The 18,091-nt window shown below is 49.3% G+C and carries 18 protein-coding genes; 5 read left to right on the forward strand and 13 right to left on the reverse strand.

Annotated elements, in window-relative coordinates; genetic code table 11:
* Window positions 1-5: 5 nt before the first annotated feature.
* The 3 genes from GCU48_RS25705 to GCU48_RS25715 all read right to left on the reverse strand — a co-directional run bounded on the left by GCU48_RS25705 (window position 6) and on the right by GCU48_RS25715 (window position 2,955).
* Complete coding sequence (locus GCU48_RS25705) at window positions 6-1,238, reverse strand: putative amidoligase domain-containing protein (RefSeq protein ID WP_152381933.1); 1,233 nt, start codon at window positions 1,236-1,238, stop codon at window positions 6-8.
* 136 nt (window positions 1,239-1,374) lie between these two features.
* A complete protein-coding gene (locus GCU48_RS25710; protein ID WP_025718186.1) occupies window positions 1,375-1,932 on the reverse strand; it encodes an outer spore coat protein CotE in 558 nt (185 codons plus the stop codon).
* A 126-nt stretch (window positions 1,933-2,058) separates the two neighbouring features.
* On the reverse strand, window positions 2,059-2,955 hold the full coding sequence (locus GCU48_RS25715) for a LysR family transcriptional regulator (RefSeq protein WP_152381934.1): 897 nt from the start codon (window positions 2,953-2,955) through the stop codon (window positions 2,059-2,061).
* A gap of 116 nt (window positions 2,956-3,071) precedes the next feature.
* On the opposite strand from GCU48_RS25715, the gene GCU48_RS25720 reads away from it, so the two are divergent.
* Window positions 3,072-4,385 carry an amino acid permease gene (locus GCU48_RS25720; protein WP_152381935.1) on the forward strand — a complete coding sequence of 438 codons (1,314 nt, stop codon included), beginning with the start codon at window positions 3,072-3,074 and terminating at the stop codon, window positions 4,383-4,385.
* 25 nt (window positions 4,386-4,410) lie between these two features.
* Here GCU48_RS25720 and GCU48_RS25725 read toward each other — a convergent pair whose 3' ends face one another.
* The 5 genes from GCU48_RS25725 to GCU48_RS25745 form a co-directional block, all read right to left on the reverse strand.
* Complete coding sequence (locus GCU48_RS25725; protein ID WP_152381936.1) at window positions 4,411-5,367, reverse strand: aromatic acid exporter family protein; 957 nt, start codon at window positions 5,365-5,367, stop codon at window positions 4,411-4,413.
* Window positions 5,368-5,476: 109 nt separating this feature from the next.
* Window positions 5,477-6,313, reverse strand: coding sequence for an ABC transporter permease (locus GCU48_RS25730; RefSeq protein WP_025718178.1), 837 nt, complete (start codon window positions 6,311-6,313; stop codon window positions 5,477-5,479).
* Window positions 6,314-6,321: 8 nt separating this feature from the next.
* Entirely contained in the window at window positions 6,322-7,134 is an 813-nt protein-coding gene (locus GCU48_RS25735; protein ID WP_152381937.1) for an ABC transporter ATP-binding protein, read from the reverse strand.
* On the reverse strand, window positions 7,131-8,204 hold the full coding sequence (locus GCU48_RS25740; protein ID WP_152381938.1) for an ABC transporter substrate-binding protein: 1,074 nt from the start codon (window positions 8,202-8,204) through the stop codon (window positions 7,131-7,133). Before GCU48_RS25740 ends, GCU48_RS25735 begins: the two co-directional genes overlap by 4 nt.
* A gap of 130 nt (window positions 8,205-8,334) precedes the next feature.
* On the reverse strand, window positions 8,335-9,852 hold the full coding sequence (locus GCU48_RS25745; protein WP_152382269.1) for a carboxypeptidase M32: 1,518 nt from the start codon (window positions 9,850-9,852) through the stop codon (window positions 8,335-8,337).
* Window positions 9,853-10,109: 257 nt separating this feature from the next.
* Here GCU48_RS25745 and GCU48_RS25750 point away from each other — a divergent pair, with 257 nt between their 5' ends.
* The 4 genes from GCU48_RS25750 to GCU48_RS25765 all read left to right on the forward strand — a co-directional run bounded on the left by GCU48_RS25750 (window position 10,110) and on the right by GCU48_RS25765 (window position 12,412).
* Window positions 10,110-10,673 carry a beta-class carbonic anhydrase gene (locus tag GCU48_RS25750; RefSeq protein WP_025718170.1) on the forward strand — a complete coding sequence of 188 codons (564 nt, stop codon included), beginning with the start codon at window positions 10,110-10,112 and terminating at the stop codon, window positions 10,671-10,673.
* A 272-nt stretch (window positions 10,674-10,945) separates the two neighbouring features.
* Window positions 10,946-11,518 carry a PadR family transcriptional regulator gene (locus GCU48_RS25755; RefSeq protein ID WP_152381939.1) on the forward strand — a complete coding sequence of 191 codons (573 nt, stop codon included), beginning with the start codon at window positions 10,946-10,948 and terminating at the stop codon, window positions 11,516-11,518.
* A gap of 156 nt (window positions 11,519-11,674) precedes the next feature.
* On the forward strand, window positions 11,675-12,130 hold the full coding sequence (locus tag GCU48_RS25760; protein ID WP_025718166.1) for a hypothetical protein: 456 nt from the start codon (window positions 11,675-11,677) through the stop codon (window positions 12,128-12,130).
* Between the two features lie 3 nt (window positions 12,131-12,133).
* Window positions 12,134-12,412: a YxcD family protein gene (locus GCU48_RS25765; protein ID WP_152381940.1), complete on the forward strand. Its 279-nt coding sequence runs from the start codon at window positions 12,134-12,136 to the stop codon at window positions 12,410-12,412.
* A gap of 155 nt (window positions 12,413-12,567) precedes the next feature.
* Here GCU48_RS25765 and GCU48_RS25770 read toward each other — a convergent pair whose 3' ends face one another.
* The 5 genes from GCU48_RS25770 to GCU48_RS25790 all read right to left on the reverse strand — a co-directional run bounded on the left by GCU48_RS25770 (window position 12,568) and on the right by GCU48_RS25790 (window position 17,901).
* Window positions 12,568-13,431, reverse strand: a complete 864-nt coding sequence (locus tag GCU48_RS25770) for an STM4011 family radical SAM protein (RefSeq protein ID WP_152381941.1) — start codon at window positions 13,429-13,431, stop codon at window positions 12,568-12,570.
* Window positions 13,428-14,855: an STM4012 family radical SAM protein gene (locus tag GCU48_RS25775; protein WP_152381942.1), complete on the reverse strand. Its 1,428-nt coding sequence runs from the start codon at window positions 14,853-14,855 to the stop codon at window positions 13,428-13,430. The genes GCU48_RS25770 and GCU48_RS25775 overlap by 4 nt, the downstream gene beginning before the upstream one ends.
* A gap of 68 nt (window positions 14,856-14,923) precedes the next feature.
* A complete protein-coding gene (locus tag GCU48_RS25780) occupies window positions 14,924-15,706 on the reverse strand; it encodes an STM4013/SEN3800 family hydrolase (protein WP_152381943.1) in 783 nt (260 codons plus the stop codon).
* A complete protein-coding gene (locus GCU48_RS25785) occupies window positions 15,699-17,039 on the reverse strand; it encodes an STM4014 family protein (protein WP_152381944.1) in 1,341 nt (446 codons plus the stop codon). The genes GCU48_RS25780 and GCU48_RS25785 overlap by 8 nt, the downstream gene beginning before the upstream one ends.
* Window positions 17,040-17,058: 19 nt before the next feature.
* Complete coding sequence (locus GCU48_RS25790) at window positions 17,059-17,901, reverse strand: STM4015 family protein (protein WP_152381945.1); 843 nt, start codon at window positions 17,899-17,901, stop codon at window positions 17,059-17,061.
* Between the last annotated feature and the right edge of the window lie 190 nt (window positions 17,902-18,091).

The raw sequence follows: 18,091 nt of genomic DNA on the forward strand, positions 1-18,091 counted from the left end.
TACTTTTATGAAAGCTTCCAAAATGGGCGCAGATCCCGCGACTCATCCCATTGCTTTCCCTTGCGGAGGCTATCCAGCAAAGGCTCGATATAAGCTTCATATTGCGGATATACCTCTAGTGAAACGATATCGGGAATAAGAGGCTCCATATACTCTTTAAGTAAAATCTGGTTTCCTTCATAAAAGGCTCGATGAGCCTCCTCCTCCCCCAGCGGTTTACGCTGCAGACGCGGATATTGAGATGCGATGAGAAAAGCCATTCCTATCACGCCTTTTGCCAGCTGAGGTGAAACAAGAAAGCTGGGCAAGGTTCGATATTCAAACCCCCCATACGATTGACGGCGAAAATCGCCCAAATTGCCATAATGAGGCCTGCGACGGGTTGCACGCTTGTCTTCCAGCAGCGCCAAAGGCAATGCCAAATAGTTATCCAGCGTCCGCAACAGCGCCCCGTTCAGCGGAACTCCGCTGAAATGCAGATGTCCGCCGAGCGGAAAGCCCGGTTGTGGCATCCCCCCTGCCTGCCAGATGAGCGTTCGGTCGGCAATGCGCCTGGCTGCTGTTGCAAAAGCTTGACGCAGATGCTTCAGCAGAAGAGTCGGATCGCCACTCGGGGCAGGACGAAGTTCAGCCACTGGATATAGCGTCCGTCCTCGGCGTGATACGGCATCGCAACCTGCCACGCCAGTACGGCTCAAATACCTTGAGGCCGGAACAATCCGCCCCTCTGGCATTCGGACCAGCAAAAATTCGGGGTCCATGCCGATCAGCAGTCGATTTGTCCCGCTTTCTGCTAGAAAGCCCTCCTCCTGAACCTTTTCTTCACGCGCTGCAGCTTCATAAAGCGCATCCAACCGTTTATCGTTCAGCCATGGCTGTGCCGTAACATCACGCACCTGACAGCTGCGCTCCCCCAGCAGCGTCAGCACCACCTCGCCGCTGTCCAAACCAAGCGTGTACAGCGCACGCACTGCCAGTCGCTCCATCCGAATGTGTAGCTGTGAATTACGATCTAGCGCAGACGGATCATATGCGTGGACTTCGGAACGTCCTTCAATGGTACGTCTTCGAATTTCCAGCACCTGCAACTGATGGATCTGCACTGCATAGCCTATTGTAAAATCTGCTGTGCTGCCATCCAGCCAACGAACCGAAATTCCCGAACGCTCCAATCTACCCTTTTTTTCATCATTCGGCATTTGTCTAAAGCGTCTGAGCGCCTGCCCCGGCTGCTGCATCGTGCTCCCTCCCTACGGCTCATATATGGCTTACGTATGTATTATGTCTGCACAACAACAAAAAGGAGGGCCTTTGCCCCCTGCGCAGATTCAGCCGGCGCAAAGAGTAAAGCGGCCCTCTTTTTGTTTACCTCCGTCAGAGCTCGTCGTCAATGAGGTCGGGGTCGAGCTCCTCATAGTCCCCTTCTTCCGCTCCAAAATCATAATCCTTCTCAAAATCATCACTGCTGCCATTCGGGAATACTTCCACAACAATCTTCGTTTCCGCCACCAGCTCCACCGCAAATTCCCGCTCGACCCGGATCATTACGCTGCCGCCCCCGGAAGATACACTGGCCTCAACACAGCTCGGCTCCTGTGTAGCTTCGGCGGATACTTCCACTGTTGAAGCCCGATGCTTCGGATCAAGATACGAAAGCGGCACATTTTCCACGTACGACACCGTTTCCTTAGCCACATCGGTCTGCGAGTTTCTATCGTATGAGTACCAAATATTGATGTCATACGTCCCGACGACCTCAATGCCGTCCCCAGCCGCCACAGCTTCATACTGGTGGTTAATAATCCATGCCCCCAAAATGCTGGTCGGATTATTGGGCGGAGTTACGGTATGGGTTACGGTAGAGAATCTGCGACCTTTTCCACAGATCGCTTTAGTAATAATCTCTCTACGATTTTTATGACTCAATGCCATTCTTGAACCTCCTCCATACAATCAATCATTCCATACATATGTATGCAGGTTGTGGGCGAATGTTGAGTGAATAGGCGAAAAGGAAAAAATATTATTTGTATAAGCTTATGCCGCGATGGCTTGAACTCATGCACGCCAATGTGCTACATGCTGCTCTACGATCTGTAAAAATTCGCTGAGAGCCGGGGATTTCCACTTTTTCGTGTGATAAGCGACCTGGGTAGCCACCTGTTGCTCACTGTCATCCCACGCCAAGCGTGCCATTTTACCTTCACGCAGCTCATTTTGTACCGTAACGAGCGGAAGCAGCGCAATCCCCAAGCCTGCCATGACACACTGCTTGATGGCTTCAATGCTCCAAAACTCCAGACTCGGATCCGCAAAAATACCGTGTCTATTCAAATACTGCTCAAAAAGAATACGGTACGTACAGCCAGACTCCGTATGTAAAATGGTTTCATCCTTCAAATCGCCAGGCTCTACCCTTGTATAAGTAGCCAGCGAATGCTTAAGTGGCGCGACCAATGCCATCGGCTCGTGGATGAGGGTAGTTACATGCAGCTCCCTGTCCTCCGTCTCAGGCTGAAGCAAAAAAGCCAAATCCAGCTCGCCGGAGCGGACCATGTCGCGTAATTCCCAGCATTCGCCGGGTTTAAGTACGATTTTAACCCTCGAATATCTCTCCCTGTACTCACGAATCAGGCCCGGTAACCGAAAAGCAGCCAGCGACTCTGGCGCTCCGATTTTCAGCGTGCCCGTTAGCTCCGTTTCTGAACAAAGCGCATCCTTGGCCATGGCATGCATCTTGGAAATCTCCTGCGCATAGGGCAACAGACGCCGTCCAGCATCCGTCAGCATGATTTTCTTGCCAATACGGTCAAACAGTGGCGTACCCAGCTCGGTTTCCAGCGTTTGGATTTGAGCAGTGATACTTGACTGTGCATAATCCAATATACGCGCCGCTCGTGTAAAACTGCCGGCTTCAACTACATTTAAAAACGTAAACAAATGGCGCGATTCCATAATCCGCTCCTTCAATCGATTTTTCCGATGCAATCTATCATTATATTCCGTTTTTCCGATAGATTGATTATCTGATAAGCTGAAGGAAATGACAAGAGAAAGAAGGATTTTTTTGCATGTCAAATGAACACAAACTGCAATCCACCATTGGTCTTCCGCAGGCCATTGCGCTCTATATCGGAGCTGTGCTGGGTTCGGGGATATTGATTGTACCCGGTCTTGCCGCCCAAATGGCGGGGCCGGCATCACTGCTGGCATGGGGCTTTATGACCCTGCTCATCCTGCCTATGGCACTGTCTATGGGTCTTCTATCCGCCAAATTCCCGAATGCAGGAGGGGTATCGCATTTTGTCACGCTGGCCTTTTCACCACGTGCCGGTGCCTATATTGGATGGTTTTTTCTCATGTCCGTTCCGATTGGGGCACCAGTTGCCGCGCTCACCGGAGCTGGCTATATGACCGCTGCCATGGGCTGGGGAGAGGAAAGCCGCATTTTGCTGGCCACTGCCATGCTGACTGTGGGGCTGGTGATCAACTGGATCGGCATGAAGGTCGCCGGACGCATTCAGATTGCTGTCGTCATTGCTATCGTAGCTGTCCTGATATTCGCCATTGCCGCAGCACTTCCACAAATGAAAACCGTACACTTCATACCCTTCGCTCCTCATGGCTGGCTCCCTGTCGGTCAGGCGGCCGCGATTTTGTTCTGGTGCTTCATCGGCTGGGAGGCCGTCTCCCATATGTCAGAGGAATTCGCCAATCCCCAGCGGGCCGCTGTTAAAGGTGTAACCATTGCAGCCGTTATCGTCGGGCTGTTTTATTTTCTGACCGCACTGGCTACAGTCGGGACACAAAGCTATCTTGCCGGAGGCTCAGATGCTTCCCTTGTATGGGTGATCAGCCGGGCTATCGGTCCATGGGGCGCGGTAATCGCGGGCTTGACAGGTATCTTTATTTGTACGGCTACTATTATCGCTTATGCTGGTGCCGCATCACGCGTTGCGTTTGCTTTATCCCGGCAAGGACACGCCTTCCGCTGGATGGGCATGTTATCCCGACGTTTCCATACCCCTATCGGGGGCATCGCTTTTCTTACCGTTTGCTTCGTGATCATTATGTCACTGTACAGTAGTGGCGCCATTTCACTTACCAGCCTCATCCAGTTCCCGAATGCTACCTTCATTCTGACCTACCTAGGTGGCTGTGCAGCGGGAATTAAGCTTCTACGGGGCAGTCGCTGGGGTGTCGCCATCAGCTCAGTGTCATTCATCTCAACAGCGGTTGTTTTTCCCTTTGTCGGGTGGGCCATGCTGTACCCTTGCCTGATCAGCATGGCCTTATGGATCACAGGACGTATTCGGCGCAAACGCACCCTGTCGATTACAGCCTCTGCCATTACTGAACAAGAAAAGGCCACTGTCCATCATTAGACAGTAGCCGTTCAAGGCCTTTACTCTAATTTTTCACCGGAGTAGGGGCCTTGTCCTTTTTGGCGATTTTCAAATACTGATCCAGCTCATGCGTGAGCTGCAATAGTGCCGAACGAATCTCGAACTCCTCCCGTGTCGCGGGAAGCTCCATTTCTTTAAATTCCCCACGAACCTGTTGCAGCAGCTTCTCAGTCTGCCCCGTATAATGACCGGCCAAAACGTCATGGCTAAGCTGGTCGAACAGCTCGGCCAAAAGCTTGGCCTGCGGCATGTGCTGATACATTTGCGCGATCAGCTGCATCATGTTCTGAATCGAATCCAGCTGCTCCCTGCGCATATAAAAATACACATTCCAGCCCTCTTGGGGACGAAGCATCTGATTTTCCAATGAACGCCCCGCCTCAGTTACCCCTTTGGCGATGACGCTGTTCGCTTCAATAACTTCCTTGCCATCCCATATGTATGCCGGATTGCGCAGCGTATTGGCCATATTTGTGAATATCACGGAAAACTTCCGATCAACCTCCTGCCGAATTTGCTGCATCGTGTTATCTGAACGCGGCATATAGGCCAAATTGACGACCATGGCTGAGCCCAGTCCTATTACCAGCAAGGCCAGTTGGGTCAGAAGCACCTCCATATCAATCACACCGCCGCTGAATACACGGAAAACGACAACTGATCCCGTGACAATACCTTCCTTAAAACCTACTCGTACAATGACCGGGAACGCCGTCAAAATATATAATGCCAGAACCCAATCATGGAATCCGAAAACAACAAATAAAACACAAGCAAAAAGAAGCCCCACAACGGATGCAAAAAATCTCGCCGAAATGGTACGGAGGCTTCTCTTGCGTGTGACATCCACCCCCAAAATAGCCAAAAGACCTGCCGATGTAGCTCCATGAATGCCAAAACCATCCGCAATGAGTACTGCCATTAATGCGGCAATAGCCGTTTTAATTGTACGAAAGCCCATGAAAAAATTCTGTCCTCTCTAGTTGAAATCTGTTTTCATAAAATTTTAGTATTTTCATTTTCATGGTACTTTATTTTCACGTTTTACACAAATGTTCAGAAATTTTATTTTACCGGTGAGGACGACCGGACAACAGACGATGCTCCACATATACAACCGCCTGATACATCAGTGTAGCTACGATGGCAATGATCAGTAGACTGGACATCACGAGCGTAAAATTGAATACCTGAAAACCATAAATGATCAAATAGCCCAGCCCGTTTTTGGCGACCAGAAATTCACCAACAATCACACCAACCCATGCCATACCGACATTCACTTTCAGCGTAGAGACGATAGCGGGGAAGGATGCAGGTAAAATCACCTTTTGGAACGTATCGCGCCGCGATCCCCCAAACGTACGAACGACTTTGATCAAATTCGAATCGACTTCCTGAAAGCTGTTATACACGACCAAGGTTGTAATTATGACGGTAATGGAAAGAGTCGTCATGAGGATCGCCGTAAATCCCGCCCCAAACATGACGATAAAAATCGGTCCCAGCGCCACCTTGGGCATACTATTGAACACAACCATATAGGGGTCCAGTACCTTTGACAAAAAAGGTGACCACCAAATAAGCACAGCCAGCAGTGTGCCTAACAGCGTTCCGAGTAAAAAACCTGCCATGGTCTCTCCCACCGTAACACCGACATGCCCCCATAGTTCACCGCTGACCGCATCCTTGCCAATCTGAGAGAAGATTTTGCTTGGGTAGCTGAACAACAGTACATCAATCCACTTCATCCGGCCCGCGATTTCCCATAGTACAAATAAAAACAATAAAATAGCTGTCTGTACACCTGTCACCAGTCGCCGCTGCGAACGTCTGCCACGCCGATACTCATGATGCAGTTCTTGAATCCAGCGCCGCTCATCAAGCCGATCCGCTTCATCCCTCATGGTTTAACTCACTCCTTTGCTCCCGAAGCCTCCAGTTCACCCCATATTTCATGAAAAAGCTCATTAAAGCCCGGCTGCTCGCGTGCATAAAAAGGTTGAGCTTCTCGAATGGATTGCGGAATTTCGAAAGTACGCCGAATGTGGCCTGGGTTGCGGCCCAGCACAATAATTCGGTCGCTGACCGCAATCGCCTCAGCCAAATCGTGTGTAACCAAAATAGCCGTCTTTCTCCGCTCACGCAAGGTTTCGGCAATCAGGTCTTCCAGCTCCAGCTTGGTCTGATAATCCAACGCAGAAAACGGCTCATCCAGCAGCAGGAGTCCTGGATTGGTCGCCAGCGTTCTCACCAGCGCCACACGCTGACGCATTCCTCCAGACAGCTGAGACGGATGCAGATGCTCCTTACCTTCCAGGCCCATGCTCTTCAGCAGCAGCTGTGTCCGCTCGCGCGAAGCCTCATCAACCCTCTTGCCCAGCTCCAAACCCAACAAGGCGTTATCCATAATCGTCCGCCACGGAAACAGATAGTCCTGCTGCAGCATATAGCCGACCTCTTGGCTCGGGCCGCTTACCGGCTGTCCTTGCAGCAGCACCTGGCCTGCTGCTGGACGAAGCAGCCCGGCGATCATGGACAGAATCGTCGTTTTGCCACAACCGCTCGGACCGACCAAACTGACGAACTCCCCTGTCGCTACGGAAAAATCGATATGCTCAACCGCCAGCGAAGCTTCTCGATCCGTTACATACACATGTGTTACTTGCTCCAGCCTCACCATCGGAATTGTTACACTCGAAGGAGGAGTACTTCGGTCCCCGATCATGGCGAACCTCCAGTGTCGGCATCTGCATCCGCAGCTTCGGTCGTGCTCACTTTCGCAGACGAACCGTTGTTTTCAATTGCCTGCCGTGCAAAGCTCGAATTCACCAGCTTATCGAGTGCAACGGGACTTTTCAACTCTCCCGCCGAGGCCATGACATCCTGTAGATTCTTCCATTCCTTTTCCTCAATGATTGGGTTCAAAGCATAGGTACCTTGTTCCTTGTAACGCTTGATACTGCTCGTCAGAACCGCCAATTCTGTATCCTTGAAATAGGGGGTAATCGCCTCGGCAATCTGTCCAGGTGAATGTGTAGCAATCCACTGCTGTGCCCGGTATACAGCGTTTGTAAATTTTTGCGCGGTCTCGGCATTTGTGTTCAGATAGCTTTGTTTAGCCATATATACCGTATACGGCAGTTCACCACTCTCCACACCGATAGAGGCAACTACCCGCCCACGGCCTTCCTTTTCAAAAATAGATGCCTGTGGCTCAAACAACTGCACATAATCCCCTGTACCAGAGCCAAATGCAGTAGCCACGTTGGCAAAATCAATATTTTGAATCAGCTTCAGATCCTGATGAGGATCAATGCCGTGCTTGCGCAGCGTAAATTCCAGCGACATTTGTGGCATTCCGCCCTTGCGTTGCCCCAGAAAATTTTGTTTTCTCAGCTTTTCCCAGTTAAAGCTACCCTGCGTTTGACGAGCAAACAAAAACGTCCCGTCCTTCTGTGTCAGTTGGGCAAAGTTAATAACGGGGTCCTCTGCCCCTTGCTGATACACATAAATGGATGTTTCCGCGCCGATCAGCGCGATATCGGCCTGATTGGACAGCAGCGCCGTCATCGCCTTATCCCCACCTGGAATGGTCGCTAATTGGACATCCAGTCCCTCCTGAGCAAACATCCCCTGACTCAAGGCTACATACTGCGGCGCATAAAAGACCGTGCGGGCTACCTCACCCAGTCTAATCTCAATCGTCTGCTCCCCCTTGGGTGCGCACCCGCTGAGCAGCAGCAATCCGAGCAGTGCCGCAGCCACCACAGCTTTGCAACGAGCGCCGGTTTTCATCCTTGTTCCCTCCCCACCTTTTACATCGTTGATTTCATATATTGTTATGCAACTGTCTATATAATGGTTAATCGCATACAAAAACCCCGCGTTCGCCCAGGAACACGGGGTAGATGCATATCGGATCACATTAGAGCTCGTATATGGATGTATATTTTTCTTCCAGATAGTCGGCAAGATAATCCGGGTTCAGATCCTCACCCGTAATGGCTACGATCAGCTCAGACGGCGTCCGGCTCTTGCCATAACGGTATATCCGTTCGGTCAGCCATTGCTTGATCGGCTCAAGCTCTCCAGCAGCAACCAGTTCATCCAGGTTTGGCAGTTCCTTACGCAACGTCGCCAAAATTTGCGCCGCATACATATTGCCAAGCGAGTAAGAGGCAAAATAGCCGAAATCACCGCCGGACCAATGAACGTCCTGAAGTACGCCCAGCCCGTCATTGGGTGGGAGAAGCCCCAGATACTCCTTATATTTCGCATTCCACACCTCTGGAAGGCGCTTCACATCCAGCTTTTCATTAAACAACATCTTTTCAATTTCATAGCGGATAATGATATGTAAATTATATGTCAGCTCATCCGCTTCAATCCGAATTAATGAATTTTCCACACGGTTAACGGCCCGGTAGAATTGCTCTGCCGTAACCTTCGCCAAGCGATCAGGAAAATGCTTTTGCAAGTCTTCGTAATATCGATCCCAGAAAGCGCGACTGCGTCCGATTTTATTTTCCCACAACCGGGACTGGGATTCATGAATCCCCATGGAGGTTCCTCCGGACAGAAGCGAGCCTGCCAGCTCAGGGGCAATATTTTGCTCATACAGCGCATGACCGCCTTCATGCAATGAGCTAAAGATAGCACTGGTCACATCATCTTGCAGATAATGTGTTGTTATGCGTACATCACCCGGGTTTAATCCTGTTGCAAAAGGATGTACACTTTCATCCAAACGACCTGCGTCAAAATCATAACCCATCTGCCCCAAAATAAACAGGCTGAACTTCTCTTGCTGCTTGACATCAAACACACCGTCCAGAAAGCTCTTATCTGGCTGGTTGGGTGAAGCCTGGATTTTGGACAATAGCGGTACAAGACGCTTTTTAAGCCGATCAAACACGGCATCCAGCTTCTCTACTGTCATATCCGGCTCATATTGATCCAAGAGCGTATCATATTCCGTGTCCTTGATTCCCCAGTAACCGATGAATTCACGCTTCATATCAACGATTTTCGACAGATACGGTTCGAATCCGGCAAAATCGCTATGTTCCTTGGCTTCCTCCCATTTGCTCTCTGCCTGCGCAGCAAGAATGCTGTATTCCCGGTAACGGTCTGCCGGAACTGAACGATTCAGATCATAATTTTTACGGCATTCCTCTACCAATCTGCGATCATTGTCCTCCAATTGCTCCAGCTTGTCCTCTGCGGCAAAAAATTGCAGCAATTGTCCCATTTCATCCGAAATCATCAGCTTGAACATTTCAGTGGACAGCATACCCAGCGTTTCCGAACGAATGTCAACACCTTTACGTGGAGCACCTGTGCGCAAATCCCAGTGCAGCAGCCCTACAGCCTCGCCATAACTACTGATTTTGTGGGAAAGCTCCTTTAATGCCGTCAATTGATCCAACGTCTGTTGCTCCATCATTGAGTCACCTCTTTAACTAAAAATGGATAAAACTTTAAAAAGCTTATACTTGATGATAATGATTTTAAAAAGTATAATCAACACACAACATGCACGACCAGCTTCTGGTACACACTTTAAAGACGCCAGCCAGTACATATAAATGAAGGAGTAAAGCCTGATTTACGGCCTGTGCGGACCGGAATTAGGCTTCTTCCATGCTGGTCTATCGTCAATCATGAACCAAAAATAAATTGTATACGGAGGGAACAACCGTGGATCACATCAAAGAGATTTTGGAGTACAACCGTGTTTTCGTAGAAAACAAAGAATACGAGGCCTATCGTACGGGCAGGTTCCCTAACAAAAGAATGGTCATCATAACGTGTATGGATACTCGGCTCACCGAGCTGCTGCCCAAAGCTATGAATCTGCGCAACGGCGATGTCAAAATTATCAAAAATGCGGGTGCAATCATCTCCCAGCCTTTTGGAAGTGTAATGCGCAGCGTACTGGTTGCCCTGTATGAGCTTGAAGCGGACGAGGTTCTGGTTATAGGACACTATGAATGCGGTATGGCTGCGCTGAACGCTGACCATATGGTCAATGAAATGCTGGATCGCGGTATTTCGCAAGAAGTGCTGAATACGCTGGAAAATTCGGGAATCAAGCTGAACAAATGGCTGAAAGGTTTTGACAATATTGAAGAAGGGGTCGGAAGTACTGTAAAGCTTATTAAAAACCATCCTCTTCTCCCACCCAATACACCTGTTCACGGAATGGTCATTCATCCGGACACTGGAGAATTAACGCTTGTCGTTGACGGTCATCAGCAGTAAACCTTCCCTCTAAAATGGGGTAACAGCAAAGCCAAGACTGAATGTTATCTAGGTAGTTTAAGATCGTATTTACGATCTTAAACTACCCTTTTTTATAAAAAAAAGTATATATACGTGCCAAATGTTTGAGCTATTTGGAGCTGCCCTATGGACGGTCTGTGTGAAAGTTGTCAAACCATACAGTTTCAGTGTACACTTTTTATGAAGCAGCAGAATATCTGCCACACAGCTGTTACAACCATTACTATAATGGATGAAGGAGATAAGAATCGATGAATTTACTATCGTATGGTCTGTTGGGGCTTCTCGCCAGAGAGGAATCCTCCGGTTATGATCTGATGTTGCGTATCCAGCCCTTTTGGCAGGCCAAGCACAGCCAGATTTATCCGCTGCTGGCCCGCATGGAGAGCAAGGAACTGCTAGCCTCCCGATGGATTCAACAGTCCGACAAGCCTGATAAAAAAATGTATACCATTACCGACAAGGGAATCCATATGCTTCAGCAATGGTCCCAGGAATCAGTGGCCGCTCCGGTTACACGGGATGAATTAAGTCTTCGACTGTTCTGCCTTTGGTTGACGGACAAAAGCAGTGCCAACCGCATGCTGGAGGAACGCAAACGCCATTTCATTCAGAAAATCCGGCATTTGGAGGATATACTGGAGGGCATTCCCGCGGAAGATTTACATTTTGGCAGTAAGAACTTCGGTGACTACATTTTAGTGCAAAAAGGGCTTATGAACGCTAAAGCAGGCTTGGAATGGTGCCAGTTGGTTTTGCGCATGCTGCTTGCCGGGGACGTCAGACCGGACACCAATCCGTTTGCGCTTAAATCGCAAGGCTGAATGCATTAGTCAATCTAGGCATAGGATTTAGGTATCGTCATCTTTAAATTTTAAAAGGTTCAAATTCTTTGAAACCCTTTTCCATTCATTTCGTATTACGGGTAAGCGGTTGTTTGACCTATAACAAACCAAATTGCTGAGGGGGATTATATTTACATGAAGAAGGCATTTACTTTGAAAAATATGATGATGCTGATGATGGCTTTTACATTGTTGATTGCTATGATTGCACCGTCTACAGCTGATGCAAGGCGAGGTGGCGGATTTAAATCCGGACCAAGATCTTATCAATCTACACCAAGCAAGGCGACTGACAGCAGCGGCATCAATAAGTCTGATAGCGGAACCAAATCCAGTGCAGCTGCGGGCAACACAAGCAGAACCGGTGGATTCCTCGGCGGTGGCGGCGGGTTCCTCAAAGGTATGATGCTGGGTGGCTTGGCAGGCATGCTCTTTGGCGGACTGTTCGGCAACATGGGTGCACTGGGCAGCTTGCTCGGCCTTGCCGTCAACGTTCTTGCCATATACGTCCTGATCATGGTTGGTGTAGGTATCTACCGAGCCGTCAAAAATCGCCGCAGACCTGATGACTCTCGTGGAGGCCGTTACTAAGCTATGATTTTGAGTATGGACGAAATTATTAACGCGATTTGTCTGCATATGGCTGAACGCAAGGGCGTTCAGCCCACCGATGTGGTTGTAGAACTAAGCTGGGAAGAGGACACAGGCTATACGGCTGAGGTACATGTACAGGGCCGCAGTCAGTATTTGGTAGAGGCGAATATGATTGAGGCTATCCTCCGTTACCTGCATTCTGAATACAATATTCGCGCTTACCGCGAGCAATTAAGATTGGATCTGGATGAAGAAATTACAGCTATTGTCCAAACCTAAACGTATATCACACAGAATAGTCGTATGAAGCACGTTATAAAAATAAAAGAACCGACCTTTGCTTAATGCAAGGATCGGTTCTTTTTTTAGTACTCGTTTCGTTTCGTTATTATAGCTTGGGACTCCAGTATTTATCTGAAATCGGGAAGTCAAATTCACCTTACCTGCACCCGCGGCACCCTTTCGAGCAAGCCACTACCATACATTTCCCGAAAAGGCTGCTCCTCCATATGGATATAGCCGATATAGCAGCCGCATTCTTTCATCCTACACGGGCGTTTGGCGCTAAGACCTTCCAAACCATCCCTGTACAGATGCCCAATTACACGTCGATCCTGATAGCAATGCTTTACACGTCCATCGCCTTGAACATAAAATACTTCCTCTCCGGCACGACATGCTCGCCCCTGACTGCTGTAATCCTGCAAATTCCATTGAAAATAAGGGTCGATTGCGGCCAATTCATCCACCTCAGCATCCGTATAATAATGGGGTCGATCCTTGTAGGCGTTGATCCATATATAAACATTCTTTGGAAGTTGCGATCGTAAGGAACGAATAGCCGGAAATGCCTGTCTCAATCCGACTGTACCGACACTAAAGGAAATACCAAGTTCATATAACTTCATAGCCTGTGATATAAAGGCTTGCTCTTTTGTCTCTCCAGGGTGATATGTAGCCCACAGCGCAGCAGTGTCCGGATTCAGTTCCTTCGCCCAATCCAGCTTAGCCGATAAATTCGTCTGTACTGCCACTTTTTCCACATGCGCCATATGGGAAAATTCAATCATGGTCCTGCGATACCAGGAATGAATCAAGGCTTCTCCATACGGATTAAAAAAAATGGAAAGTCGATGTCCCAAAGCCCCCTGCTCCCGCACCCAATTGGCAAAACGCTCCAACTGGGCCCTATCCTTGTCCAACGTCTCCCGACTATCCACGTTTTTGCTGAACGGACAGTAAGGACAAGCATAGTTGCAGGAGGTCAACGAACCACGATAATAAAGGGTTGCTCTCATGCTCCTTCATACCCTTCCATGCGTTCACGTACAGCCGTGGAGATCAACCAGTCCCCAATCGCATCAGAATAGGCCATCCCTTCCTCCGTGAGTCGCAGTATGCCCTCTTCAACGACCGCCATATCCGATTCCAGCAGCAACGACATTCCTGTAAAATCATCAGACAGAGATACACCAAAGCGCTCAGCGTAGGCTGATAAGTTCAAGCCTTCCCGATGGAGAAGCGCTTTTAGAATAAAACGCCGTTTGCTTTCTTCCGCATTTAAAATAAATCCGTAGTCTGCCAGATCATGACGCTCCGCAGCAACGTAATCTGCGATAATACTGCGAGTCGCTGCCGCGCTAACACCGTACCGACTCGCATAGTGTACATTGCGCGTATAAGAGCGAGCACCACAACCCAAACCAGCCATGCCTTCCTCCTGACAGCTATATGGCAAAAGCTCCTTGTCAGACGCACCCTCATTTTTAGCAAAACGGCGCATGGAATATTGTATATATCCTGCCTGCTTAAGTCTTTCACGTGCCGCTTCATACAAGCTTAGGCGAATATCATGCTCCAGCCCGGTATAACCCGGCTTCAAAATCGTATTTTCTCGAATATATAGCGGATAAAGAAAAATCTCTCCCGGCGAGTAAGACAGAGCTTCTTCCAGAGAATATAGCCAGGTTTCCAGCGTTTGACCAGGCAGTCCATAGATCAGATCTACGTTGAGCAGAGGGAAATTATATTCCACCAGCCGCGCAAGCGCTTCACGCACCAGCTTAGGCTTCTGAGGTCGATAAATGGCTGTACTCTCTGATTCTACAAAGCTCTGGATTCCCATACTGACACGATCTGTCCCACGGCGCTTGAGCACCTCCAGCCGATCCTCAGTCACCGTATCGGGAGAGGTTTCCACCGAAATAGAAGCACGCTTAGGGTCTAGCCCCATTATATTTTCTGCAATGTTAAACAGGCGTTCGACCAAAGGTGCCTCCAGTAGAGTCGGTGTACCTCCCCCGATTGCAAACCGCGAAAAAGGCCGTCCGCCCATTATAGGCGCCCATTGCCGGGCTTGTCTTTCAAGCGCATCCACATACTCCTTATGTACATCCAGCCGCTTGTCCGGCAAGGTGAATAGGTTGCAAAATCCACAGCGAGCCGCGCAGAACGGAATATGCATATACAAAAAGTAGCTCTCCAGCTCCTCTTTCTCCCATAACTCCCGCAATGAAAGCGGTGTATCAAACGCTCGATAAGCCGTTTTGTGCGGATAAGAGTACAAGTAGGAGCGGTAGGGAGCCTCACGGATCGTGCGTGCCCATTCAGCAGGATTCTCAGGCCACGATAACCTGGGAGCTGCCGAGATCACATCCTTTCCCCAAAGGGTATCGGTAGTTGCTCCTGTTGGGTGCGGATGATTCGGATTTATGGCTTTCATTTCTGCTCCCTCCTCACGCTGGATTGATTTCTTAGCATTTTACCAGTGCAATTTATATTTCTTTGACCTTACAAAACAAATTCGCGATAAGGCACATTCCATACTACCTCATGCGCCAGACGATGCCCTTCGTAGCCATCCTCACCATAAGCCGTGCCATGATCTGAAAAAGCCATACAAAACGTCTTGCCCCGCTTCCGTAAAGCATCAAACAAGCGGCCAAGTTGCCCGTCCACATACCGCAAGGCCGCTCGCTGAGACTCCACTGAATCCTTAACAGAACCCTCTACAAAATAATGATTAGGTCCATGGATCGCTGATACATTCAGAAACAAAAACAAGCGCTGTGCCGGGTCTGCCTTTTCCAGCAGCTTCAAGGCATGATTCACCTGATGCTCCGTCGAACGGGGATTTGTAACACCAAAGGTCATACGCCAGTAGCTTTCTTGAAAATACCCAGGAAGCACCTTGGCCAGCTTATTTTTCTTCGTAAAAAAAATAACGCCACCGATGCAGATGGTTCGATAGCCCTCGTTTTCCAGCCCGGACACAATATCCGGAGCATCAAACAGCCAGGTGTATGGATGCGTGCGCAGTCCTGTGTCCTTTGTATGAAACAGCCGGATGTGTGATGCTTTATCCGGATTCGCAGGAGTCGGCAAAAATCCGCCAAAAAAAGCATGATGTGCGGCATAGGTAAAGCTGCCGGGTGTATGGCGCTTTTCCCACGGTCCGGAGCCGCATAAATTCGGACAGTTCTCTTCCTCCAGCTTCGCTACATCATATCGCAGCGTATCAAGCGTAATCATGACAATATCATGAGAGCCGACAATTTGGTTCATATCAGTCATCATTAGTCTTTCCTTTCAAAGCCGCACTTCTATTGGTGAGCTGGAGCATTTCCCATTCATACGGATTCCAACCCTTATATTGAACCCGGTACAGCAAGTCACCGAAGGGATTTACATCCAAAACGTAGGGACGGCCGCCATGAGCCGGAACCAGTACATCCAGTCCAGCGACACTGGAGGCCGGAAAAACACTCATGGCGGCTTCCGCAGTCGATTGGATCGCTTCCACCTTATCCGGTAACAAGCCGGCCTCCTCCAGCAAAAGTCGCTTATTACGCAAATGCAGATTCGTAATGGGACTGCGGCTCAAACGTAGAACCGCATGGCAAGCCTCTGCTCCACACACAAGCTGGCGTACATCATACACGCGCCCGTTCAGGGTCGCTTTGGGAATCCAGCGCTCCACATGTACCCCTTCCATGCACAGCCAATCCAGGATGGCATGAATGTCCTGCTTGTCCGTATAACGGCGCAAGCGTCCGGCATTGTAAAATACACGCTGACCTTGTACAATTTCCGTGCCAATTGTGGTCACTGCCAGCTCTGCCTGTGTCCGAGGATGTACCTGATAGGCCATCACTCCAGAAGCACCGGAACCACAAAATATTTTCACAAATATACGGTGAAATCTGCTTTCCTTTATGGTCCTATGCAGATCGGCAGCGTCACGGAATGCTCCATCTGATGGTAAAAGCACTGGTGGAACCCTTATGCCCGCCTTGCCTAACACGACGCTGCAACGCCGCTTATCGAACATCATCGCCACTTCCGCCGGATCATTCATCCAGCGTGACAAGGGCCATAGCAGCGCCGCTTCATGCCGCAGCCAGGCCAGCAGACGGCAATAGCCCCGGAACCATTGTTCCGGGTGCCAAATACGGCCGTGCTGCTCCTGCAGACGACGCGCTTCTGCTGCCGAAATACCTGTGCCTTGTGTCCATCCCGAGCTTGGCAGCAGAGAATCATCCCCTTCAGCATCCGGGGCGCCAAGAGCGATCAGCTCACGCTCTACCTCAAAGCTTTCGCCCGGCGCATCCAGACGAAGCAGCGGACTAATGTCCGCCTGCCTCGTTAGTACCTGAACGATGCTTTGTTGCACATGCACACTACCATTTACGCCATCTGGTGCAGCTTGTGCAGCGATTTGAGCCATCAGCTCACCCAGACTGCGTTTCTCTCGAATGGCTCGCAGCACTTCTGTATAGGTAACCTCCACTGCTGGCGACAGCTTCAACCTGCTACGCGCCGCTTGTAGACCCGTGGTCCGGCGATTCCCCGGATTACCGAACAAAATAAATGGCTCGCCGGCACTACTGTCTGATATTCCAACCATAAAGCCACCTCAAATAAGATTACTCAGTCAATGATGGATAACGCCAATCATCTTCCTCATCTGCTTCCTGCTGATCATCTACGTTCACAGATAGTCCAGAGCTTTTCCAACGTTGCATCATTTCACTGGACATATAATGATAGCTCAAATCCAGATGCTTCAACCCCTTGATACTTTCACTAGCCAGTAGAGCCTCTGCTCCTTTATCGGATAATGTACCCTGAGACAGATCCAGCACTTCCAATTGTTCGATGACTGGGGCATTAGCTGCTGCAATCGCAATTTCATCCTGTATTTCGCTATCCTTTAGCCCCAAGTATGTAAGTTTGGGAAATGGATTATTGTTCAAAAACGGTAAAACATCTTTCAGACTACCATCAAAACCGTATTGATCCACACCCAAATACAGCTCCAGCTTGCGCAGCTCTGGCAGCTCGGCATGATATATTTGCTGAAGGACGCTGACCGGCAGACCACCGCAAATAATAACCAATTCCTGAAGGCGGCTATGGCGAAGCGGCTCCAAGCTCAAGTCCTGGCTTCCTTTGACATAAAAAGACTCCAGTGCTGGAAACGCTTCTAACAACGGGGACAGATTCGTTTGATTTATCCATGAAACCTCACACTCATCATATTCCATATCGCCGATAAACAGCTTGCGCAACTTCGGAAATTGATCTTTATGCTGCACCAGCACCGGGATAAAATCCTCAGGCGAATTTTCATAGGCTCCGCCCCAATCGCCAATAATTAGCTCCGTAACCTCAGCACTCTCTGGCTTGGCTGCCAGCTCCTCAATGGATTTAGCCATCGTTTGGCCATCCTCATAAGCATCAAAATCAACTACTAATTTCACTTCCATTTTTACAATTCCTCCGATCGCTCATCTGAGAATGTAATAAATCCCATCTAGTAGACTATCTATTTCCAATTCAGTCTATCCTATCATACCAATGTTCGTCAAAAATAGCCTCTTTCCGACATTAATCCTATGTAAAATATGCGAAAAAATAAAAGCAGGACAGACCGATAAACAGCTGCGGTCTGTCCTG

The organism is Paenibacillus brasilensis (assembly GCF_009363115.1).
GTDB classification, from domain to species: domain Bacteria; phylum Bacillota; class Bacilli; order Paenibacillales; family Paenibacillaceae; genus Paenibacillus; species Paenibacillus brasilensis.